General features: G+C 37.7%; 19 protein-coding genes. 13 read left to right on the top strand and 6 right to left on the bottom strand.

Features of this window, described 5'->3' with window-relative positions; genetic code table 11:
- Positions 1 to 31: 31 nt before the first annotated feature.
- From ACN9MR_RS23005 to pfkA, 4 genes are all read left to right on the top strand, one after another.
- Entirely contained in the window at positions 32 to 808 is a 777-nt protein-coding gene (locus ACN9MR_RS23005; RefSeq protein WP_426326860.1) for a biotin--[acetyl-CoA-carboxylase] ligase, read from the top strand.
- A gap of 7 nt (positions 809 to 815) precedes the next feature.
- Complete coding sequence (locus ACN9MR_RS23000; protein ID WP_426326859.1) at positions 816 to 1,265, top strand: protein-disulfide reductase DsbD domain-containing protein; 450 nt, start codon at positions 816 to 818, stop codon at positions 1,263 to 1,265.
- 149 nt (positions 1,266 to 1,414) lie between these two features.
- Positions 1,415 to 3,109 (top strand): protein-disulfide reductase DsbD family protein, encoded by a 1,695-nt coding sequence (locus ACN9MR_RS22995; RefSeq protein WP_426326858.1) that lies wholly within the window; start codon positions 1,415 to 1,417, stop codon positions 3,107 to 3,109.
- The gene (pfkA, locus tag ACN9MR_RS22990; RefSeq protein WP_426326857.1) at positions 3,102 to 4,085 is read left to right on the top strand and encodes a 6-phosphofructokinase; all 984 of its coding nucleotides are present in this window, start codon (positions 3,102 to 3,104) and stop codon (positions 4,083 to 4,085) included. The genes ACN9MR_RS22995 and pfkA overlap by 8 nt, the downstream gene beginning before the upstream one ends.
- An 85-nt stretch (positions 4,086 to 4,170) precedes the next feature.
- Here the strand turns inward: pfkA and ACN9MR_RS22985 are convergent, their stop codons facing one another.
- Positions 4,171 to 4,494, bottom strand: a complete 324-nt coding sequence (locus ACN9MR_RS22985) for a heavy metal-binding domain-containing protein (RefSeq protein ID WP_029274899.1) — start codon at positions 4,492 to 4,494, stop codon at positions 4,171 to 4,173.
- Between the two features lie 286 nt (positions 4,495 to 4,780).
- Positions 4,781 to 5,302 (bottom strand): 5' nucleotidase, NT5C type, encoded by a 522-nt coding sequence (locus ACN9MR_RS22980; RefSeq protein WP_426326856.1) that lies wholly within the window; start codon positions 5,300 to 5,302, stop codon positions 4,781 to 4,783.
- Between the two features lie 144 nt (positions 5,303 to 5,446).
- On the opposite strand from ACN9MR_RS22980, the gene ACN9MR_RS22975 reads away from it, so the two are divergent.
- The 6 genes from ACN9MR_RS22975 to ACN9MR_RS22950 all read left to right on the top strand — a co-directional run bounded on the left by ACN9MR_RS22975 (position 5,447) and on the right by ACN9MR_RS22950 (position 9,416).
- On the top strand, positions 5,447 to 6,019 hold the full coding sequence (locus tag ACN9MR_RS22975; RefSeq protein WP_426326855.1) for a 30S ribosomal protein S16: 573 nt from the start codon (positions 5,447 to 5,449) through the stop codon (positions 6,017 to 6,019).
- A 169-nt stretch (positions 6,020 to 6,188) separates the two neighbouring features.
- Positions 6,189 to 6,716, top strand: a complete 528-nt coding sequence (rimM, locus tag ACN9MR_RS22970; protein ID WP_426330241.1) for a ribosome maturation factor RimM — start codon at positions 6,189 to 6,191, stop codon at positions 6,714 to 6,716.
- Between the two features lie 54 nt (positions 6,717 to 6,770).
- Positions 6,771 to 6,947: a helix-turn-helix transcriptional regulator gene (locus ACN9MR_RS22965; RefSeq protein ID WP_426330240.1), complete on the top strand. Its 177-nt coding sequence runs from the start codon at positions 6,771 to 6,773 to the stop codon at positions 6,945 to 6,947.
- Positions 6,948 to 7,009: 62 nt separating this feature from the next.
- Entirely contained in the window at positions 7,010 to 7,684 is a 675-nt protein-coding gene (gene trmD, locus ACN9MR_RS22960; RefSeq protein WP_426326854.1) for a tRNA (guanosine(37)-N1)-methyltransferase TrmD, read from the top strand.
- A gap of 138 nt (positions 7,685 to 7,822) precedes the next feature.
- Positions 7,823 to 8,170: a 50S ribosomal protein L19 gene (gene rplS, locus ACN9MR_RS22955; RefSeq protein WP_057930964.1), complete on the top strand. Its 348-nt coding sequence runs from the start codon at positions 7,823 to 7,825 to the stop codon at positions 8,168 to 8,170.
- Between the two features lie 70 nt (positions 8,171 to 8,240).
- Positions 8,241 to 9,416, top strand: coding sequence for a mechanosensitive ion channel family protein (locus ACN9MR_RS22950; protein WP_426326853.1), 1,176 nt, complete (start codon positions 8,241 to 8,243; stop codon positions 9,414 to 9,416).
- 356 nt (positions 9,417 to 9,772) lie between these two features.
- Here ACN9MR_RS22950 and ACN9MR_RS22945 read toward each other — a convergent pair whose 3' ends face one another.
- The 3 genes from ACN9MR_RS22945 to ACN9MR_RS22935 form a co-directional block, all read right to left on the bottom strand.
- Positions 9,773 to 10,432 carry a phosphatidylserine decarboxylase family protein gene (locus ACN9MR_RS22945; protein WP_108197006.1) on the bottom strand — a complete coding sequence of 220 codons (660 nt, stop codon included), beginning with the start codon at positions 10,430 to 10,432 and terminating at the stop codon, positions 9,773 to 9,775.
- 55 nt (positions 10,433 to 10,487) lie between these two features.
- On the bottom strand, positions 10,488 to 11,030 hold the full coding sequence (hpt, locus tag ACN9MR_RS22940) for a hypoxanthine phosphoribosyltransferase (protein WP_426326852.1): 543 nt from the start codon (positions 11,028 to 11,030) through the stop codon (positions 10,488 to 10,490).
- 206 nt (positions 11,031 to 11,236) lie between these two features.
- Positions 11,237 to 13,396: a transglycosylase domain-containing protein gene (locus ACN9MR_RS22935; RefSeq protein ID WP_426326851.1), complete on the bottom strand. Its 2,160-nt coding sequence runs from the start codon at positions 13,394 to 13,396 to the stop codon at positions 11,237 to 11,239.
- 131 nt (positions 13,397 to 13,527) lie between these two features.
- Between ACN9MR_RS22935 and ACN9MR_RS22930 the strand changes: the two genes are divergently transcribed.
- Genes ACN9MR_RS22930 through ACN9MR_RS22920 form a run of 3 tightly spaced genes read left to right on the top strand, consistent with a single transcriptional unit; the run spans position 13,528 to position 15,573 of the window.
- Entirely contained in the window at positions 13,528 to 14,604 is a 1,077-nt protein-coding gene (locus tag ACN9MR_RS22930) for an Mrp/NBP35 family ATP-binding protein (protein WP_426326850.1), read from the top strand.
- 34 nt (positions 14,605 to 14,638) lie between these two features.
- Complete coding sequence (locus ACN9MR_RS22925; protein ID WP_029274884.1) at positions 14,639 to 14,884, top strand: NifU family protein; 246 nt, start codon at positions 14,639 to 14,641, stop codon at positions 14,882 to 14,884.
- A gap of 53 nt (positions 14,885 to 14,937) precedes the next feature.
- Positions 14,938 to 15,573: a hypothetical protein gene (locus ACN9MR_RS22920; RefSeq protein ID WP_057930958.1), complete on the top strand. Its 636-nt coding sequence runs from the start codon at positions 14,938 to 14,940 to the stop codon at positions 15,571 to 15,573.
- Between the two features lie 226 nt (positions 15,574 to 15,799).
- Here ACN9MR_RS22920 and def read toward each other — a convergent pair whose 3' ends face one another.
- Positions 15,800 to 16,360 (bottom strand): peptide deformylase, encoded by a 561-nt coding sequence (gene def / locus ACN9MR_RS22915; RefSeq protein WP_426326849.1) that lies wholly within the window; start codon positions 16,358 to 16,360, stop codon positions 15,800 to 15,802.
- Positions 16,361 to 16,499: the final 139 nt, after the last annotated feature.

Genomic DNA, 16,499 nt, shown 5'->3' with positions numbered 1-16,499 from the left:
TTTTGGAATTACAATATTATAAATTCAACACTTGCAAAATAACACTTTTTCGACACTATTTGTTGGTCAAAATTTAATCAAATTAAAAGAAGTTGATTCTACTAATAACTTTTTAAAAGATTTGGTGTCAAAATCCGAGCCATTAGCCGAAGGGACTGTAATTATGGCAGATAATCAGTTCGCCGGAAGAGGGCAACAGGAAAGCGTCTGGCAAACACAGGCGGGAAAAAATATAAGCACAAGCATTTATTTAAAACCTTATTTTTTGCCCCTCAATAAGCAGTTTTATTTAAATATAGCCGTTAGTTTAGCCGTTAGTGATGCTTTATCGTGTTTTGTTACAGAAGGGATAAAAGTAAAATGGCCTAATGATCTGTATTACCAAAATAAGAAATTAGGCGGAATATTAATCGAAAATACACTGACAGGCAGTTCTATTAAATCATCAGTAATTGGCATTGGTTTAAATATTAATCAATCCGAATTTTCGGATAATATTAGCCAACGTGCTACTTCCGTCATTCAAATTTTACAAAGAAATGTGTCTTTAATGGATATTATGGATAAATTATTCATATTTATGGAAAAATACTACTTAATTTTGAGGACCGGGAAATATGGTATTTTACAAAATGATTACCTTTCAAGGCTTTACAACTTTAACATTCCAGCGTTGTATATGCAAAATGGAGCGTTTTTTGAAGGTACTATAATAGGCGTTGAAGATGACGGTAGGCTAACCGTTGATACAAAGAACGGCTTAAAAGTCTTTAATTTTAAAGAAATAGAATTTACACACACAAAATAAACATATAATGAAAAAAATCACCCTGGTGCTTTCAATGGTACTCTTTACCATTGCTGGCGCATTTGCTCAAATCGAAAAACCTGTTACCTGGGCTTACTCTGCAAAAAAAGTAAGTAAAACAGAGGCTGTTATTTATTTAAAAGCCACTATTGATGACAGATGGCACATTTATTCGCAAAATGTAAAAGACGGTGGGCCAGTAAAAACAACATTTACTTTTACGCCTTCTAAAGATTTTAGCCTGGTAGGTAAAACAATAGAACCCAAAGCAATTGTTAAGTACGAAAGTACATTTAAAATGAATGTAAGTTATTTTGAAAAAGCGGTAATTTTTCAACAAAAAATTAAGCTAAACAAAGCAACTACAGTAGTTAAAGGCGTGGTAGAGTTTATGGTTTGTAACGATAAGCAATGTCTTCCGCCAGAAGAAGTTGAGTTCAGCGTTCCGGTTAAATAGTTGACATCAAAATATTTACAAGCAGTCCTGAATTTTCAGGACTGTTTCTTTTTAAAGTAAAATCTACGTGTTGTAGTGGTTTATAAAAAATCGTTTCTAAAATTATTCTTAATTTCACGGTTTCAAAAATACACACACAAAACACACAAATGAAAAAGGTTTTATTATTGTTGTTAATGGCTACAATGTTTATTGCATTGCCAGCCGTTAAGAGTTACGCCCTGGTAACACAAGACACCACAGCAACCGCTCCTCCTGATGATATTGTTTTTACCGAAGTAGGTTCTGCACAGGATAGTGCAGCCAATAGTCAGGTAAAAACGGAAAAAGATACCCTTAAAAAGGATACAGCAAAAGTAGAAAAAGCTACGGTAGCAGGTAAAGATGCTCCAAAACAATCGCTTTGGGTGACCTTTGGTTTAGGCCTTTTGGCTGGCATTGCCGCTTTTTTTCTTCCATGCATTTTTCCCATGGTTCCGCTTACTGTTGGTTTTTTTACCAAAAGAGCCGAAAGCAGAGCAAAAGGAATCAGAAGTGCCATTATTTATGGCCTATCGATCATTGTAATTTATGTTGGTTTAGGCGTAATTATTACCTTGATCTGGGGCGCCAGTGCATTAAATGAAATATCTACCGATGGATTTTTTAATATTTTCATCTTCCTTATACTCATTGTTTTCGGTGTATCGTTTTTAGGCGCCTTTGAAATTACCCTGCCAAGTTCCTTTGTAAATAAACTTGACGCAAAATCGGATGCTAAAGGTTTAAGCGGAATCTTTTTCATGGCAGCAACCTTAGCGGTTGTTTCCTTCTCTTGCACAGGCCCACTGATCGGAACCTCTTTAGTGGCCATTAATACCGATTTGCTAACACCTGTTGTGGTCATGTTTGGTTTCTCATTATCGCTAGCGGTAATTTTTACCCTATTTGCCATTTTCCCTAGTTTAATGACTGGACTGCCAAAATCTGGCGGGTGGTTAAACTCCATTAAAGTTTTTCTCGGCTTTTTAGAGTTGGGCTTATCTTTAAAATTCCTTTCAACAGCCGATTTGGCTTATCACTGGGGCATATTGGATAGAGAGATTTTCTTGGCCATTTGGATTGTACTCGCGTTAATTTTAGGTGTTTATTTATTGGGGAAAATCAAATTTTCTCACGATAGTGATCTTCCTTATGTTTCAGTGCCAAGGTTATTTATTGCAACCGCTACTTTCGTGTTTGCGATATATTTAATTCCGGGCTTGTGGGGAGCTCCTTTAAAAGCCGTAAGTGCACTGGTACCTCCACTTTCTACTCAGGATTTTGTAATCGGACAAGATAGTGGTGGTGGATCAAACCAAACAACAACAATTGGCCATGCTAAACGTAAATATTCTGAATTCCTGCACATTCCGCATAATATTGATGGATTTTTTGATTACCAGGAAGCGTTGGCTTACGCAAAGGAGGTAAAAAAACCACTATTTCTTGATTTTACAGGCCATGGCTGTGTAAATTGCCGCGAAATGGAAGCAAGAGTTTGGTCTGACCCGAGAGTGCTTAAAAAATTAAAAGAAGATTATATTGTTGTATCACTTTACACGGATGATAAAACTGATTTACCGGTTGCTGAACAATTTGACTCTAAAATTTTAGGAACGAAAGTGAATACGGTTGGTAAAAAATTTAAACATTTGCAGGCCGAAAGATTTAATACCATTTCGCAGCCATATTATGTACTTTTGGGTACTGATGAAAAAGAATTAGTTTCGCCTCCTATCGGAGTAGAATTTAATATAGATAAATATTTGCAATATCTGGATAATGGATTATCAGAATTTGCCAAGAAACAAACAAATGAATAAGATTAAGAATATTGGTGTTTTAACCTCTGGCGGTGATTCGCCAGGCATGAATGCCGCAATCAGGGCTGTAGTAAGAGCCTCAATTTATTATGATATCGAAGTAACCGGGTTTATCCGTGGGTACGAGGGGTTGATCAACAATGATTTTATCCCTATGGACCGTAAATCTGTAGCAAATATTATCCAGCGAGGAGGAACCATTTTAAAAACCGCACGCAGCGAAGCCTTTAAAACCGTTGAGGGTAGAAAAAAAGCTTATGAAAGCCTAAAAGCCAATGGAATTGATGCCCTGGTTGTAATTGGTGGTGATGGAACATTTACAGGTGCAAATATTTTTTCAAAGGAGTTCGATTTCCCAATTGTTGGTTTGCCTGGTACTATTGATAACGATTTAGCCGGAACAGATTTTACCATTGGTTACGACTCGGCCATTAATACCGTTATCGACGCTGTGGATAGAATCAGAGATACAGCCGAATCGCACGACAGGCTTTTTATAGTGGAGGTAATGGGGCGCGACTCAGGGTTAATTGCTTTAAGAAGTGGAATCGGTGTGGGCGCCGAAGCCATTATGATTCCAGAAGCAAACATGAATGCAGACGACGTTTTGCATAAACTGGAACATAGCCGTAAAGATAAAGCATCGAAAATTATTATTGTTGCCGAAGGCGATGATACCGGTGGTGCATTTAAAGTTGGCGAAATTTTGCAAGAAAAATACCCGCATTACGATACTAAAGTTTCAGTTTTAGGGCATATCCAACGGGGTGGAAAACCAACCTGTATGGATCGTGTGCTGGCCAGCCGCTTAGGCGTAGCTGCAGTAGAGGGTTTAATTAATGGCGAAAGCGGTGTTATGGCTGGACAGATTAACCGTGAAATTGTTTTTACGCCCTTTGATCATGCCATTAAACACATTAATGCTGAAAAAGTGAGTTCTAAATGGCTTAAATTAATCGATATACTTTCGTTTTAATCGAAAACAGGATAAAAAAGAAAAGTCTTTCCCGCACCGGAAAGACTTTCTTGTTTTTGCTTAGTTCTCGCAATAAGCAAATTTCTTAATCTTCTAAAATTACAGCTGTACCATTGGCGCTCACCATTAACATGCTGCCGCCGCTGCCTACCGTTTCATAATCTAAATCTACACCAACAATTGCGTTTGCCCCTAATGCGGCTGCGTACTGTTGCATTTCGTTCACTGCTGTATCTTTTCCCTCTCTTAAAACGCGTTCATAAGAACTCGACCTGCCCCCTACTATATCTGTTATGCCAGCAAATAAATCTTTAAAAATATTTGCACCAATAATGGTTTCTCCGGTAACAAGACCTATATATTTTACAATTTTTCTGCCCTCAACTGAAGGCGTTGTGGTTACTAACATAGTTTCAGTTTTAATAATTAGAACAATTTTTTTTAGAAATGTTACATTTTTTTAGAAAAGCCAGTTTTCACTTTTAGGCGAGGCAATAGCCAATGCTAAATAAGGAAAGATGAATCTAAAGTTATAACAGCCAGATTGAAGATAGAGATCAAGGAATCGAGGAGGTTGTAATATTCGACACCAATAACTTGATAGCAACACATGGCAACTATCTAAGTACCAAAGAGATTATATTGATTAATTACATTCATAGGCGTCGACTTAAGTCGACCCCTATGAATTAATATTATAGTAATAAGCCCGCTACTTCCTCCCAGGTATTTACACGTTCGTATTCTGTTACAAGCAAATTGTGGGGCGAAGAGAATAATAAAGGGCGACCGGTAAAATTTACAAAGTTTTTAATACGGTCGTCGATTATAATATCAACATTCACAATTTTATTTCCGCAGAACATCATATGTTGCCAATCGATGAAAGGGAAATGCTCGGCCATCCAGTCGTACTTATCAACCAATGAATTACGGAACTCCATCGCTGCTGAAACAATATAAACATCATATTTCTCTTGTAAGGCCTTAATTACCCGTTGACTATCTTCAATAACTTCAAGATCACGGAAAAAACCAGGTTCATTTATATATTCGAACCATTTCTGGTTAACATCTTGTGGAACATGGTGATAGATTTCGTTTCCAGCATCAATTTTTAAATCCAAAGGAACGTTAAAATCCCGGTTATATAGTTTAATAAATTTTCCAAGGGCATCGGCAATTACCTCGTCCATATCAATCGCAATTCTTTCCATTTTGTATCTGCAAATATTTCGGCGCAAATATCCTGAAAACAAAGAAATTAAACTATGTTTTTAATTTACAGTATTTTAGTTATCTTTGCAGCCCCGCAGCATGAAGCTCCGGGAACTATGTTGAATACATAAATACAAAAAGAAATGGCAACTAAAATCAGATTGCAAAGATTCGGTAAAAAAGGAAAACCTTTTTTCCACGTTGTGGTAGCAGATTCTCGCTCTCCACGTGATGGTAAATTTATTGAGCGTTTAGGTTCTTACAACCCAAACACCAATCCTGCAACCATCGAAATTAACTTCGAAAAAACTTTAGCTTGGGTAAACAGTGGTGCACAACCAACTGATACCGCTCGTGCTATCCTTTCTTACAAAGGTGTTTTATACAAAAAACACTTAGAAGGTGGTGTTAAAAAAGGAGCTTTAACTCAAGAACAAGCAGATGAAAAATTTGCTGCTTGGTTAGATGCTAAAGCTGGTAAAATTTCTGGTAAAACAGAAGGTTTAGCTACTTCTAAAGCAGATGCGCGTAAAGCGGCATTAGCAGCAGAAGCTAAGAAAAAAGAAGATAAAGCAGCAGCTATCGCAGCTAAAAATGCACCAGTTGCAGAAGAAGTTGTTGAAGAAGAGGTTACTGAAGAAGCACCGGCTGTTGAGGCTGAAGCAACTGAAGAGGCTCCTGCAGCAGAAGCTACTAAAGAAGAAGGAGCAGAATAATTTTAATTATTTTGTCTCATAAAATAGCGTTCCGAATTTCGGAACGCTATTTTTATTTAAAAGATATTATTTATAGTTCGTCATGCTGAATTTATTTCAGCATGTTTCTTGTCATAGATCCTGAAATAAATTCAGGATGACGTTACTTTTTAAGGCACATTTAGTCGATATGAAACATGAAGAAGCATTTTATATAGGATACGTTACCAAAACGAGGGGTTTAAAGGGAGAGGTTCAGGTATTTTTCGAATTTGATGAATACGAACAACTCGAATTTGATGTGGTATTTGCTGATATGAACGGTAAGCTTGTTCCGTATTTTGTGGCTTCGGCAAAACTGCAGGCCAATAAAACCGGCTATTTTAACTTTGATGACGCCGATCATATCGATAAAGTGCAGCCGCTATTAAAAAAGAAATTATACCTGCCCCTATCACAAATGCCAGAACGCGAAGAAGGAGAATTTTTCTATACCGATTTTAAGGGCTATTTAGCAATAGATGAAACTTTAGGCGAATTGGGCGAAATTTTGGAAGTAAACGAATATCCGCAACAATTTGTGGCTACTGTGATGTATAAAGAAACCGAAATCCTGTTCCCGCTAAATGAAGATTTTATTGTAGAATACGATGAGGATGAAAAAAGCTTGACTTTGGATCTGCCTGAAGGTTTGCTGGATATTTATCTGGAAAGCTAAAAAATTAAAAATGTTTTCTTGTTACTGTTAAGTATGTTTTTGTAAAATAAAACAATTGCCATTAAAAACATTACACAGGCCGAATTGGCTGATTTGATCCAGGTTTCGAGACAGACCATTAATACGATCGAATCAGGAAAGTATGTTCCATCAACAGTATTGGCCTTAAAAATGGCGAGGGTTTTTAATAAACCGGTCGAGGAAATATTCGATTTAGAAGAAGGAGACTAATGATCCCCCCAAAAAATCGCCTTCGGACTAGAGACTTCAGACTAAAGACTTACCTTTGCGTTATGCGTTTCGATATTATAACCGTTTTGCCAGCTTTATTAGAAAGTCCGTTTGCTCATTCTATTTTGCAACGCGCACAAAAAAAAGGCATAGCCGAAATTGTTGTTCATAACCTGAGGGATTATGCCATCAACAAACAAAAAAGTGTAGACGATTACCAGTATGGCGGGGGTAGCGGTATGGTGATGAGTATTGAGCCTTTTGCGGCCTGTATTGAAAAGCTTCAGGCAGAAAGAACATACGATGAGGTTATTTTCATGAGTCCCGATGGTGTTACTTTAAACCAGAGCACAGCCAATGAACTCTCTATTAAAAAGAACATCATTATTTTATGTGGCCACTACAAGGGCATAGATCAGCGCATACGCGATATCTTTGTTACCAGGGAGATATCGGTAGGTGATTATGTTTTAAGCGGTGGAGAGCTGCCTGCAGCGATTGTGGTAGATGCTGTTGTGCGTTTAATCCCGGGTGTTTTAAATGATGAGACCTCTGCCCTATCTGATAGTTTTCAGGGAGAACTGCTTGATGCGCCGGTTTATACCCGCCCGGCAGACTGGCGTGGACATAAAGTACCCGATGTTTTATTAAGCGGTCATGAAGCTAAGGTGAACGAATGGAGGCACGAACAAGCCTTGGAGCGGACGAAAACCCGGCGTCCTGATCTTTTGGAATAGAAGCATTTAGCACAATCGAATGTGGAATTCATAAAGATTGTGGAAAAAATTAAAATAGGTTTTTTTATATGAAAAAAAATCCCTAATATTGCAATCCGATTTTCAAGGTAAAGAAAGTTGGTTTAATAGCTTAAAATCATGGATTTAGTAAAATTTGTTGAAGAGCAGGCCATCGCGAAAAAAGATTTTCCTGCGTTCAAGTCTGGCGATACAGTGAGCGTACACTATAAAATTCGCGAAGGTAATAAAGAACGTGTTCAAATTTACCAAGGTGTTGTAATACAACGTAACAGTGCAGGTGCTAATGAAACCTTTACCGTTCGTAAAATGAGCAACGGCGTTGGTGTTGAGCGTATTTTCCCTTTTAGTTCTCCAAATATTGAGAAAGTAGAAGTGAATAGCTATGGTAAAGTTCGTAGAGCGAAGTTGTTCTATTTACGTGCTTTAACTGGTAAAGCTGCTCGTATCAAATCTTTGAGAAAATAATATTCTTTATTATAAGATATAGCCTTCACGATTAATTTCGTGGAGGTTTTTTTGTTTGTACCTTTGTTAAATGTTAGATTCTGCTTTTTTCGACCAAGTTTTTTGGGGCAATACCGTAAAAGCCTATTTCCTTTTTGGGGGGATACTTTTTTTAGGCTTAGTTTTTAAGAACATTGTTTCTAAGCTGTTAAGCAGGTTGCTCTTTAAGCTTTTCAGAAACTTTTCAAATCAATCGCATAACGATGCTTTCGTTGCCTTATTGGTAAAACCCATCGAGGTTTTTATTCTGTTAACCACACTTTATCTATCCATCAACCAGTTAAAACACCCGCTAGAGGTGGCTGTATTCCATTACAGCAAATTAATTGGCAAGGTTAAAGAGTTGATACCTGTAACAATTGGCGATTGTATTGACCGGATATTTTTGTTTGGGATCATCCTGTCTATTTTTTGGATTATTTTAAGGATAATCGACTTCATTAGCCATGTGCTTCTGTATAAAGCTTCGCTTACAGATAATAAGGCCGATGATCAACTGGTGCCCTTTTTAAAAGAGCTGTTTAAAACGATCGTAATCTTTATCGGTTTTTTCACCCTTCTGGGTTTTGTTTTCGAGGTTAATGTATTAACGCTGATTACAGGATTGGGTATTGGTGGTATCGCCATTGCTTTGGCTGCTAAAGAGAGCTTAGAGAACTTAATCGGTTCATTCACCATTTTTTTAGATAAGCCTTTTACCGTTGGCGACCTGGTAAAGGTTGATGGTGTGGAAGGAACGGTTGAAAAAGTAGGTTTTAGGAGCACAAGGATCCGAACTTCTGAAAAAACGATGGCTACTATACCCAATAGAGGTATGATTGATGGTGTTTTAGAAAACCTTTCGCTGAGGAATTCGCGCAAGGTCTCTTTTATTATCGGGCTTACTTATGAAACCAATTCGGAATCACTTAGAAAAATTATTACCGAGATAGAAAGTTACATCAATAATCATCAAGGTACCAGTGATGATGGAAATGCTTCCTTTAAGAGCTTTGGCGATTCGGGCTTAAATGTAGAGGTTAACTATTTTGTAACCGTACTGGAATATGCTGTTTTTCTTAAAATCAGACAGGAAATCAACCTCGAAATTATGGATATCGTTATCCGTAATAAGTCGGATTTTGCCTACCCTACACAACGCTTAATTAGCGATAGACCAGCTCCAGCAGGCAATAATGAAGAGGTAGGTAATGATGCCACTGATTAAAAATCTACCAAGTCTGATCCCTTGGTCTGTGGAGACATAGACCACCCTTTAATTAAGAAAGTGCTATAAGTTTGGCCGTATTGGACTAATAAAGAATTACTTTTTTGGAAAGCAAAGTCTGTAGGAATGATTAAAGTTTGTTCCTGCTATCCAATGCAAGTCCTCTCCCGATGAAAAATCGGGATGCGGGCTTTCCGTTGCTATCAGGTTTATGTGGCGGCTTTTGTGCTTTAAGATTGAATCTGCTGATCCCTTGGTCTATGTCTCTCACAGACTACAGCGTTAATCCAATGTAGTAAAAACAAAAAAGCCGATTTAGCATCAACTAAACCGGCTTTTTTAAAAATATTATATCCTTAACTTAAAGTCGCCAGGGTAGTGATTCCACCTTTTACAACCTGGTTAAGTTCTACGTTCACTTTTGTGCCAACAGGCAAAAATACATCAACCCTCGATCCGAATTTAATGAAGCCAAATTGTTCCGTTTGAACTACCTGATCTCCTTCTTTTACGTACCATACAATTCTGCGGGCTAAAGCACCGGCAATTTGACGGAACAATACGGGGGTACCATTTTTATGCTCCACAACAGTTGTAGTACGTTCATTCTCTGTTGATGATTTTGGATTCCACGCAGCAAGGTATTTTCCAGGGTGATATTTGAAAAACTTCACCACTCCTGAAATTGGATTACGGTTAATGTGAACATTTATTGGCGACATAAAAATCGAAACCTGTAAACGTTTATCTTTAAAATATTCTCCCTCTTCTGTTTCTTCAATTACCACTACTTTGCCATCTGCAGGGCAGATTACCAGGTTTTCGCCTGAAGAGAAGCTGCGGCTTGGGTTACGGAAAAACTGTAGTACAATAATAAATAATGCAGCTGAAAAGATATAAATGAACCAGCGCAACCAGGTTATGTCGTGGTATTTATAATCAACTACTGCATTGATTACGAAGATAAACAATATGCTTAAGGCAATGGTGGTATAGCCTTCTTTATGTATGGTCATTGTTTTAGAAATTATTGGGCAAAGGTGCGAAAAATAAATTAATCCAATCTAAAAATTATGCCTCCGTTGCTCTGTAAATATCAGTCAAGTTTCTGCCAAGGCCATTATAATCTAATCCGTAACCCACTACAAACTCGTTAGGTATTTCAAAACCAACGTATTCTAGTTCTTCAATTTCATATTTTAACGCACTTGGTTTAAGCAAAAGAGAAGCGACTTTAATTGAGGCAGGATTTTTTTCTTTTATCGTTTTTAAAATATGCGTTAAGGTTAAGCCTGTATCAACAATATCTTCCACAATGATAATATCTCTGCCGTTGATATTGTCGGGCAGTCCGATTAATTCTTTTACATTCCCCGAACTTGCTGTTCCTTCGTATGAGGCCACTCGCATAAAAGCAACTTCGCAGGGTAAGTTTATTTCTTTGATTAGATCTGCCATAAACAAAAAACTACCATTTAATACACCAATAAATAGCGGGCATTTGCCCTCGTAATCAACATTGATCTGGATGCCCAATAAACGGATCCGTTTGTTTAAGGTATCGTTCTCTAAAAATATCTCGAACTCTTTATCCTCTACTTTTATTTTGTGCATGCTGCTGTTGAAAGGTTATTGTTGTTTAATTGTATAAATCGGTTAACTGGTTAATCTAAGAACTGTAAACTACCAATTGCAAACTTAGTCATGGTTAATTGTTTAAATCTGCTAATCATCTCTAAACGCCCAACGCTAAACCCCAAACTAATTTTGGTTAATTGTTTAATCATTTGGCTCAACTGTAACTGCCAATTGGAAACTGATTACTGCTGAGTTTTTTCCAATTCCTTTTGTCGTCTTCGTTCTTCCCTACGCTCCTGCCTCAATTGTTTTTTGGTTTTAGTGGTATCGGCTGGGGTGGTTATCTGTTTACTTGTGGTATCTTTTTTAGATCCGCCACCAAAAAGGCGTTCGAAGAAACTTTTATTTTTATCGTGTACAATTACTACTGGTAAGCCGTCTCCGTCATCATCAAATGCTGTAGTATCAACAACAGCCGTATCAGGTGCTAAATACTGGCGCAGACCTTCTCTTAAACGTACATTATAGAACCCATAACCAGAAGTATCGCTCGCTATTAAACCTCTCCTTGCCATAATATTCCCCATAAACCTAAAATAGTTGAACATGTACGGTTTCAAACTACCATTGGCCATGAATTTATACATCGATGCCTTTGGTTTAGGAACAATACTTGCCAGGAACAATCCATCGCCGATGGTTAAATCGGCAGGTTGCTTTCCGAAATAATAACGCGAAGCCTCTCCTATTCCATAAATATTCTGGCCTAGTTCCATAATGTTGAAATACACTTCGAGCATCCGTTGTTTGCTTACCAGGTGATTATGCTCAATAAGCCAAACAATTAATATCTCTTCGGCTTTACGGGCCAAGGTTTTTTGACGGCTTAAATAAACGTTTTTAACCAGCTGCATACTGATGGTACTGCCTCCGCGTTTAAATTTCTTTTCTTTAAAGTTTACGGCGATTGATTTACGGATCGATTCCTCAACAAAGCCGTTGTGCGTAAAAAATGAAGGATCTTCTGCTGTTAAAACCGCGTTAATAAAGTTTTTCGATATTGAGGATAAAGGTGTAAAATTTGGGTTTGATGGGCCTATGGTAATATCGCGCATCGGTTTGCCATACTCATAAGGCGTATAAACAAATGGATTGTTGATTTTTTGCAGATTGGTTTTACCCCATTGTACAATTTTGAAATCAATTGGTGTTAAGGTAGAACTAAAGCGCACACTGTCTGGTATTTTCGTGTCCAAATAAAAATTAAGGTTGTATTTAACCTTGCCCTGTACTTTTAATCCTTCCAGCGATTCGAATAAGCCTTGCGGAAAAGCATCTAAAACGCCTTGCGCATCCTGCTCTTCGGCATTTAACTTTAACTCATATATTTTGTTCTTTCCTAAAGTATATTTAACAAAAGGATGGATCTGTGCATTTTTTAGGTAGGCTGTTGAAGTACTGTCTAAAGCAATGAAATTAGGTCCCACCAAAATATCCGCATCCAGTTTTGCACTTTGTACAATGATATCGTTTGAAGCAATGCGTGGCTGATTAATGAGCATGTTTTTTACCGACCAGGAGCCAGAAATTTTATAATCGTCGCCGCTGTATTTTGCGTTTTTAAGTTCGGTTTGTAAGGTATCAAAACTGATTTTTGCGTGTAGCTTGTTGTTTAAGTAAGGTAATTCCAGTTTTTTTCCATCGGCATAAGCGGTAAAGCTCAATTCTTTGCTACCTGGGTTTACATAACCGTTTACATGCCATGTAGATTCGTTATTGTTTACATCAATGGTTGATTTTAAATCGCCACCATCAATTGTAGCCGTTGTTGCAAAACTCAATTTGGCCGTATCATGATCGTTTAATTTAAACACCATGTTCTTTACATCCATATCGTCAGGGATTTTGTATAAAACCTGATTTAAGATGTTACTGGCTATTTCCGGTAAGTTGGCTTTTCCATTGGTTTGGGTGCTGTCTTTTTTCTTGCGCTTTAAGATGAAATCGATGTTTGTGGTCGAATCTTTAAGTACAACACTTACAAAACCATTGTTCAGTTTTACTTCTGAGAGTTTTACTTTACCAAAAATGAGCGGGAAAAGTTTAACCCCCACACTGAGTTCGCCAATGTTCGAAAGCGTATCCCTATCTTTAGGAACTACAGAAATATTGGTCATTTTTACGGTACTCAGACCTGTAAAACCGGCCGATCCGATTTTAACCTCCAAACCATAATCCTTATCGGCCTTGGCTATTGCTTTGGCCACCATTTTTTTAAGAAGTGCTTCCCTTTTGCTATAGGCTACCGCACCCAATGCAATACAAACAACTAAAAAAACACCTAAAACCCAGGCTCCGATTTTTAAATATTTTTTGGGGATCTTAATTTTTGGTATTCGCATATAGTCGTTAAAATGGTTAATTGCTTAAACGTAACAATTAAATGTTTATTTCGTGTTAAAATTACAGTTAAAAAGCCTAAATAAAAGTATTTATGGCTATGTTTTGTTAATTTTGAATTTAAATTAATACCATGCAGATTAGCCCGCAACAAGTTTTAGATGCGCTTAAAAATGTTGAAGATCCCGATCTTAAAAAAGATCTGGTTACTTTAAACATGATTAAAGATTTACAGATAACAGATAACCAGGTCAATTTTACATTAGAGCTTACTACGCCTGCATGTCCGATGAAGGAAATGCTAAAAAATGCATGTACAAATGCCATCAAGCATTTTGTATCGCCAACGGCAGAAGTAGCAATCAATGTAACTTCGAGGGTTACCCAGCCAAACAATTCATCATCGTTAGATAACATCAAAAACATCATTTTGGTTTCATCCGGAAAAGGAGGAGTTGGTAAATCTACTGTAGCGAGTAATCTGGCAGTTGTATTGGCTAAAGATGGTGCCAAAGTTGGCCTTATCGATGCCGATATTTATGGGCCGTCAGTACCCACCATGTTCGATCTGGTTGATGCCAAGCCGGGTGCTGAAGAAACCGCCGATGGTAAAACCAAAATTTTACCGATTGAGAAATACGGGATCAAGTTATTATCGTTAGGCTTTTTTGCTGATCCTGGCCAACCAGTGCCATGGCGCGGACCAATGGCTTCAAACGCAGTAAAACAATTGTTTAACGATACCAATTGGGGAGAACTGGATTATCTGATCGTAGATCTTCCACCGGGAACGGGCGATATCCACATCACCATTACACAGAGTTTCCCAATTTCGGGCGCGGTTGTAGTTACTACACCTCAACAGGTTGCCCTGGCTGATACACATAAAGGTTTAGCGATGTTCAGAATGCCGGGAATTAATATCCCGATTTTAGGTGTTATAGAAAACATGTCGTATTTTACACCAGCAGAATTACCTGACAATAAATATTATATTTTCGGAAAAGGTGGCGGTACCGAACTTGCAGCACGTTTTGATGTGCCGTTTTTAGGCGAAATTCCAATTATCCAGAGTATTTCGGAAGCTGGAGATAAAGGGAAACCGGTGGCATTAAACCAAAATCCTTTGCTTGATGTTATATTTGGAGATATTGCAAGTAAAATTGCCCAACAAATATCCATCAACAATGCGCAAATGGTGAATTGCTAAAAAATTACTATTTTTATAAATTAAAATATATATAATGAATTTAACAGAACAAGTAGAACAGGCATTGGAAACTATCAGGCCATATTTAAAGGCTGATGGAGGTGATGTTTCTGTTGAAGAAATTACATCTGAAGGAACGGTAAAGCTTAAGCTTTTAGGTAACTGCGGTTCTTGCCCGATGAGTTTCATGACTATGAAATCTGGTATCGAACAGGCCATTATGAAAGCCGTTCCTCAGATCACTTCGGTAGTTGCCGTTAACATGGCCGAGCAAGATTAAGCTTTAACACTATTTAACAAGGAAGTTTTATTAATAAAATTACTTTTGTCTTAATGAGATATTGTGTTGCCCTAATTTGCCTTATTTTTTCTGTAACCGCTTTTGCGCAACAAAAGCCGGCACAGGATAAACTCATCCAATTTTCTGGGATTATTACCGATATCGATAGCTCAAACGTGATTCCTTATGTTACCATCACCAATCTTTCTGCGAAGAGTAAAAGGGTTGGTGCTGATTATAGAGGGTATTTTACCTTCATTGTAAATCCTGGCGACACTATCTTGTTCACCGCCATTGGTTACAAGAAATTTTCTACAGTAATTCCTGAAAGCACGCCAGATAGCAAGTACACCATCATGGTTAAACTGAAAGCCAATGTGATCGATTTACCATCGGTGCGTGTTTTCCCTTGGGCAACAACAGAAGAGTTTACCCGTGAGTTTTTATCAATGAAACTGGCGGATGATGATATGGCCATTGCCAAAAAGAACCTTTCACGCTCTTCCATTGATGGTTTAATCCAAACTCTACCTCGTGATGGACAGGAAATCGGGAGTCAGAATTACCGGTATAATTTTGATAGGATGGTCAATAAGAACATGGTGCAAACTAATCCCCTGCTTAATCCTTTCGCATGGGGCAAGCTAATGCAGCAGATTTTTGATGGCGATAAGAGTAGGACGAATTAGTTGGGAGTCTGGAGTCTTTAGTCTTTGAGTGCAGAAGACCAAGCACTATTTAATCATTATCTTAATTTTATTTTAGTTAGCCGTCATCCAGAACTTGTTTCAGGACTATGCTATAAAGATCCTGAAATAAATTCAGGATGACGCCAGAGAGCAATTAATGGTGATGGGCTTTAAAGCAAAAAAGGGAAAACGTTTCCATTTTCCCTCTGATATCTTACATCAAAACTTATCTTTTCTTACTTTTATTAGGGAATTTCATTTTGTAATCTGTTTTGATATTTCCTTTCGAAATTGCATCCAATTTGCTTTTAAGCATGGTTTTACGGAGCACACTCACTTTATCGGTAAATAGTTTTCCTTCGATATGATCGTATTCGTGTTGGATTACGCGCGCAGGCATTCCGTCTACATCCTCGGTGTGTTCAACCCAATTTTCATCAAAATAAGTAATTTTGATATTCGGCTTACGCATAATGTTTTCGCGGATATCAGGAATACTTAAGCAGCCTTCGTTAAAACTCCAGGGCTCTCCCGTTTCTTCCAAAATCTCTGCATTGATAAATACTTTTTTATAGCCTGGTTTGCCATCTTCATCTTCACCGGTATCAACAATAAACAAACGGATAGGTAAGCCAATTTGAGGAGCAGCTAAGCCCACACCATTTGCATAATACATGGTATCGAACATGTCGCTGATTAATTGTTCTAATCCTGGATAATCTTTATCAATATCGGTTCCTACCTTTTTTAAAACAGGATCGCCGTAAGCTACTATTGGTAATTTCATTGTATTATATTTTTTCAGATCTAGATCTGAGCTTATTAATTATTACAAATCGCTGTCAGTCTGAGCTTGTCGAAGACCTATAGTTAAGTCCTTCGACAAGCTCAGGATGACAAAACGAGTGGTTTTGACTTACAAAAAT

This window comes from Pedobacter sp. R-06, assembly GCF_049913135.1.
Taxonomy (GTDB): domain Bacteria; phylum Bacteroidota; class Bacteroidia; order Sphingobacteriales; family Sphingobacteriaceae; genus Pedobacter.
This window is presented reverse-complemented; position numbering and strand designations above follow the sequence as displayed.

Bases quoted from the DNA above. Each gene is read 5' to 3' on its own strand.
- ACN9MR_RS23000 (WP_426326859.1), top strand. From the start codon at position 816: ATGAAAAAAATCACCCTGGTGCTTTCAATGGTACTCTTTACCATTGCT.
- ACN9MR_RS22995 (WP_426326858.1), top strand. From the start codon at position 1,415: ATGAAAAAGGTTTTATTATTGTTGTTAATGGCTACAATGTTTATTGCA.
- pfkA (WP_426326857.1), top strand. From the start codon at position 3,102: ATGAATAAGATTAAGAATATTGGTGTTTTAACCTCTGGCGGTGATTCG.
- ACN9MR_RS22985 (WP_029274899.1), bottom strand. From the start codon at position 4,494: ATGTTAGTAACCACAACGCCTTCAGTTGAGGGCAGAAAAATTGTAAAA.
- ACN9MR_RS22980 (WP_426326856.1), bottom strand. From the start codon at position 5,302: ATGGAAAGAATTGCGATTGATATGGACGAGGTAATTGCCGATGCCCTT.
- ACN9MR_RS22975 (WP_426326855.1), top strand. From the start codon at position 5,447: ATGGCAACTAAAATCAGATTGCAAAGATTCGGTAAAAAAGGAAAACCT.
- rimM (WP_426330241.1), top strand. From the start codon at position 6,189: ATGAAACATGAAGAAGCATTTTATATAGGATACGTTACCAAAACGAGG.
- trmD (WP_426326854.1), top strand. From the start codon at position 7,010: ATGCGTTTCGATATTATAACCGTTTTGCCAGCTTTATTAGAAAGTCCG.
- rplS (WP_057930964.1), top strand. From the start codon at position 7,823: ATGGATTTAGTAAAATTTGTTGAAGAGCAGGCCATCGCGAAAAAAGAT.
- ACN9MR_RS22950 (WP_426326853.1), top strand. From the start codon at position 8,241: ATGTTAGATTCTGCTTTTTTCGACCAAGTTTTTTGGGGCAATACCGTA.
- ACN9MR_RS22945 (WP_108197006.1), bottom strand. From the start codon at position 10,432: ATGACCATACATAAAGAAGGCTATACCACCATTGCCTTAAGCATATTG.
- hpt (WP_426326852.1), bottom strand. From the start codon at position 11,030: ATGCACAAAATAAAAGTAGAGGATAAAGAGTTCGAGATATTTTTAGAG.
- ACN9MR_RS22935 (WP_426326851.1), bottom strand. From the start codon at position 13,396: ATGCGAATACCAAAAATTAAGATCCCCAAAAAATATTTAAAAATCGGA.
- ACN9MR_RS22930 (WP_426326850.1), top strand. From the start codon at position 13,528: ATGCAGATTAGCCCGCAACAAGTTTTAGATGCGCTTAAAAATGTTGAA.
- ACN9MR_RS22925 (WP_029274884.1), top strand. From the start codon at position 14,639: ATGAATTTAACAGAACAAGTAGAACAGGCATTGGAAACTATCAGGCCA.
- ACN9MR_RS22920 (WP_057930958.1), top strand. From the start codon at position 14,938: ATGAGATATTGTGTTGCCCTAATTTGCCTTATTTTTTCTGTAACCGCT.
- def (WP_426326849.1), bottom strand. From the start codon at position 16,360: ATGAAATTACCAATAGTAGCTTACGGCGATCCTGTTTTAAAAAAGGTA.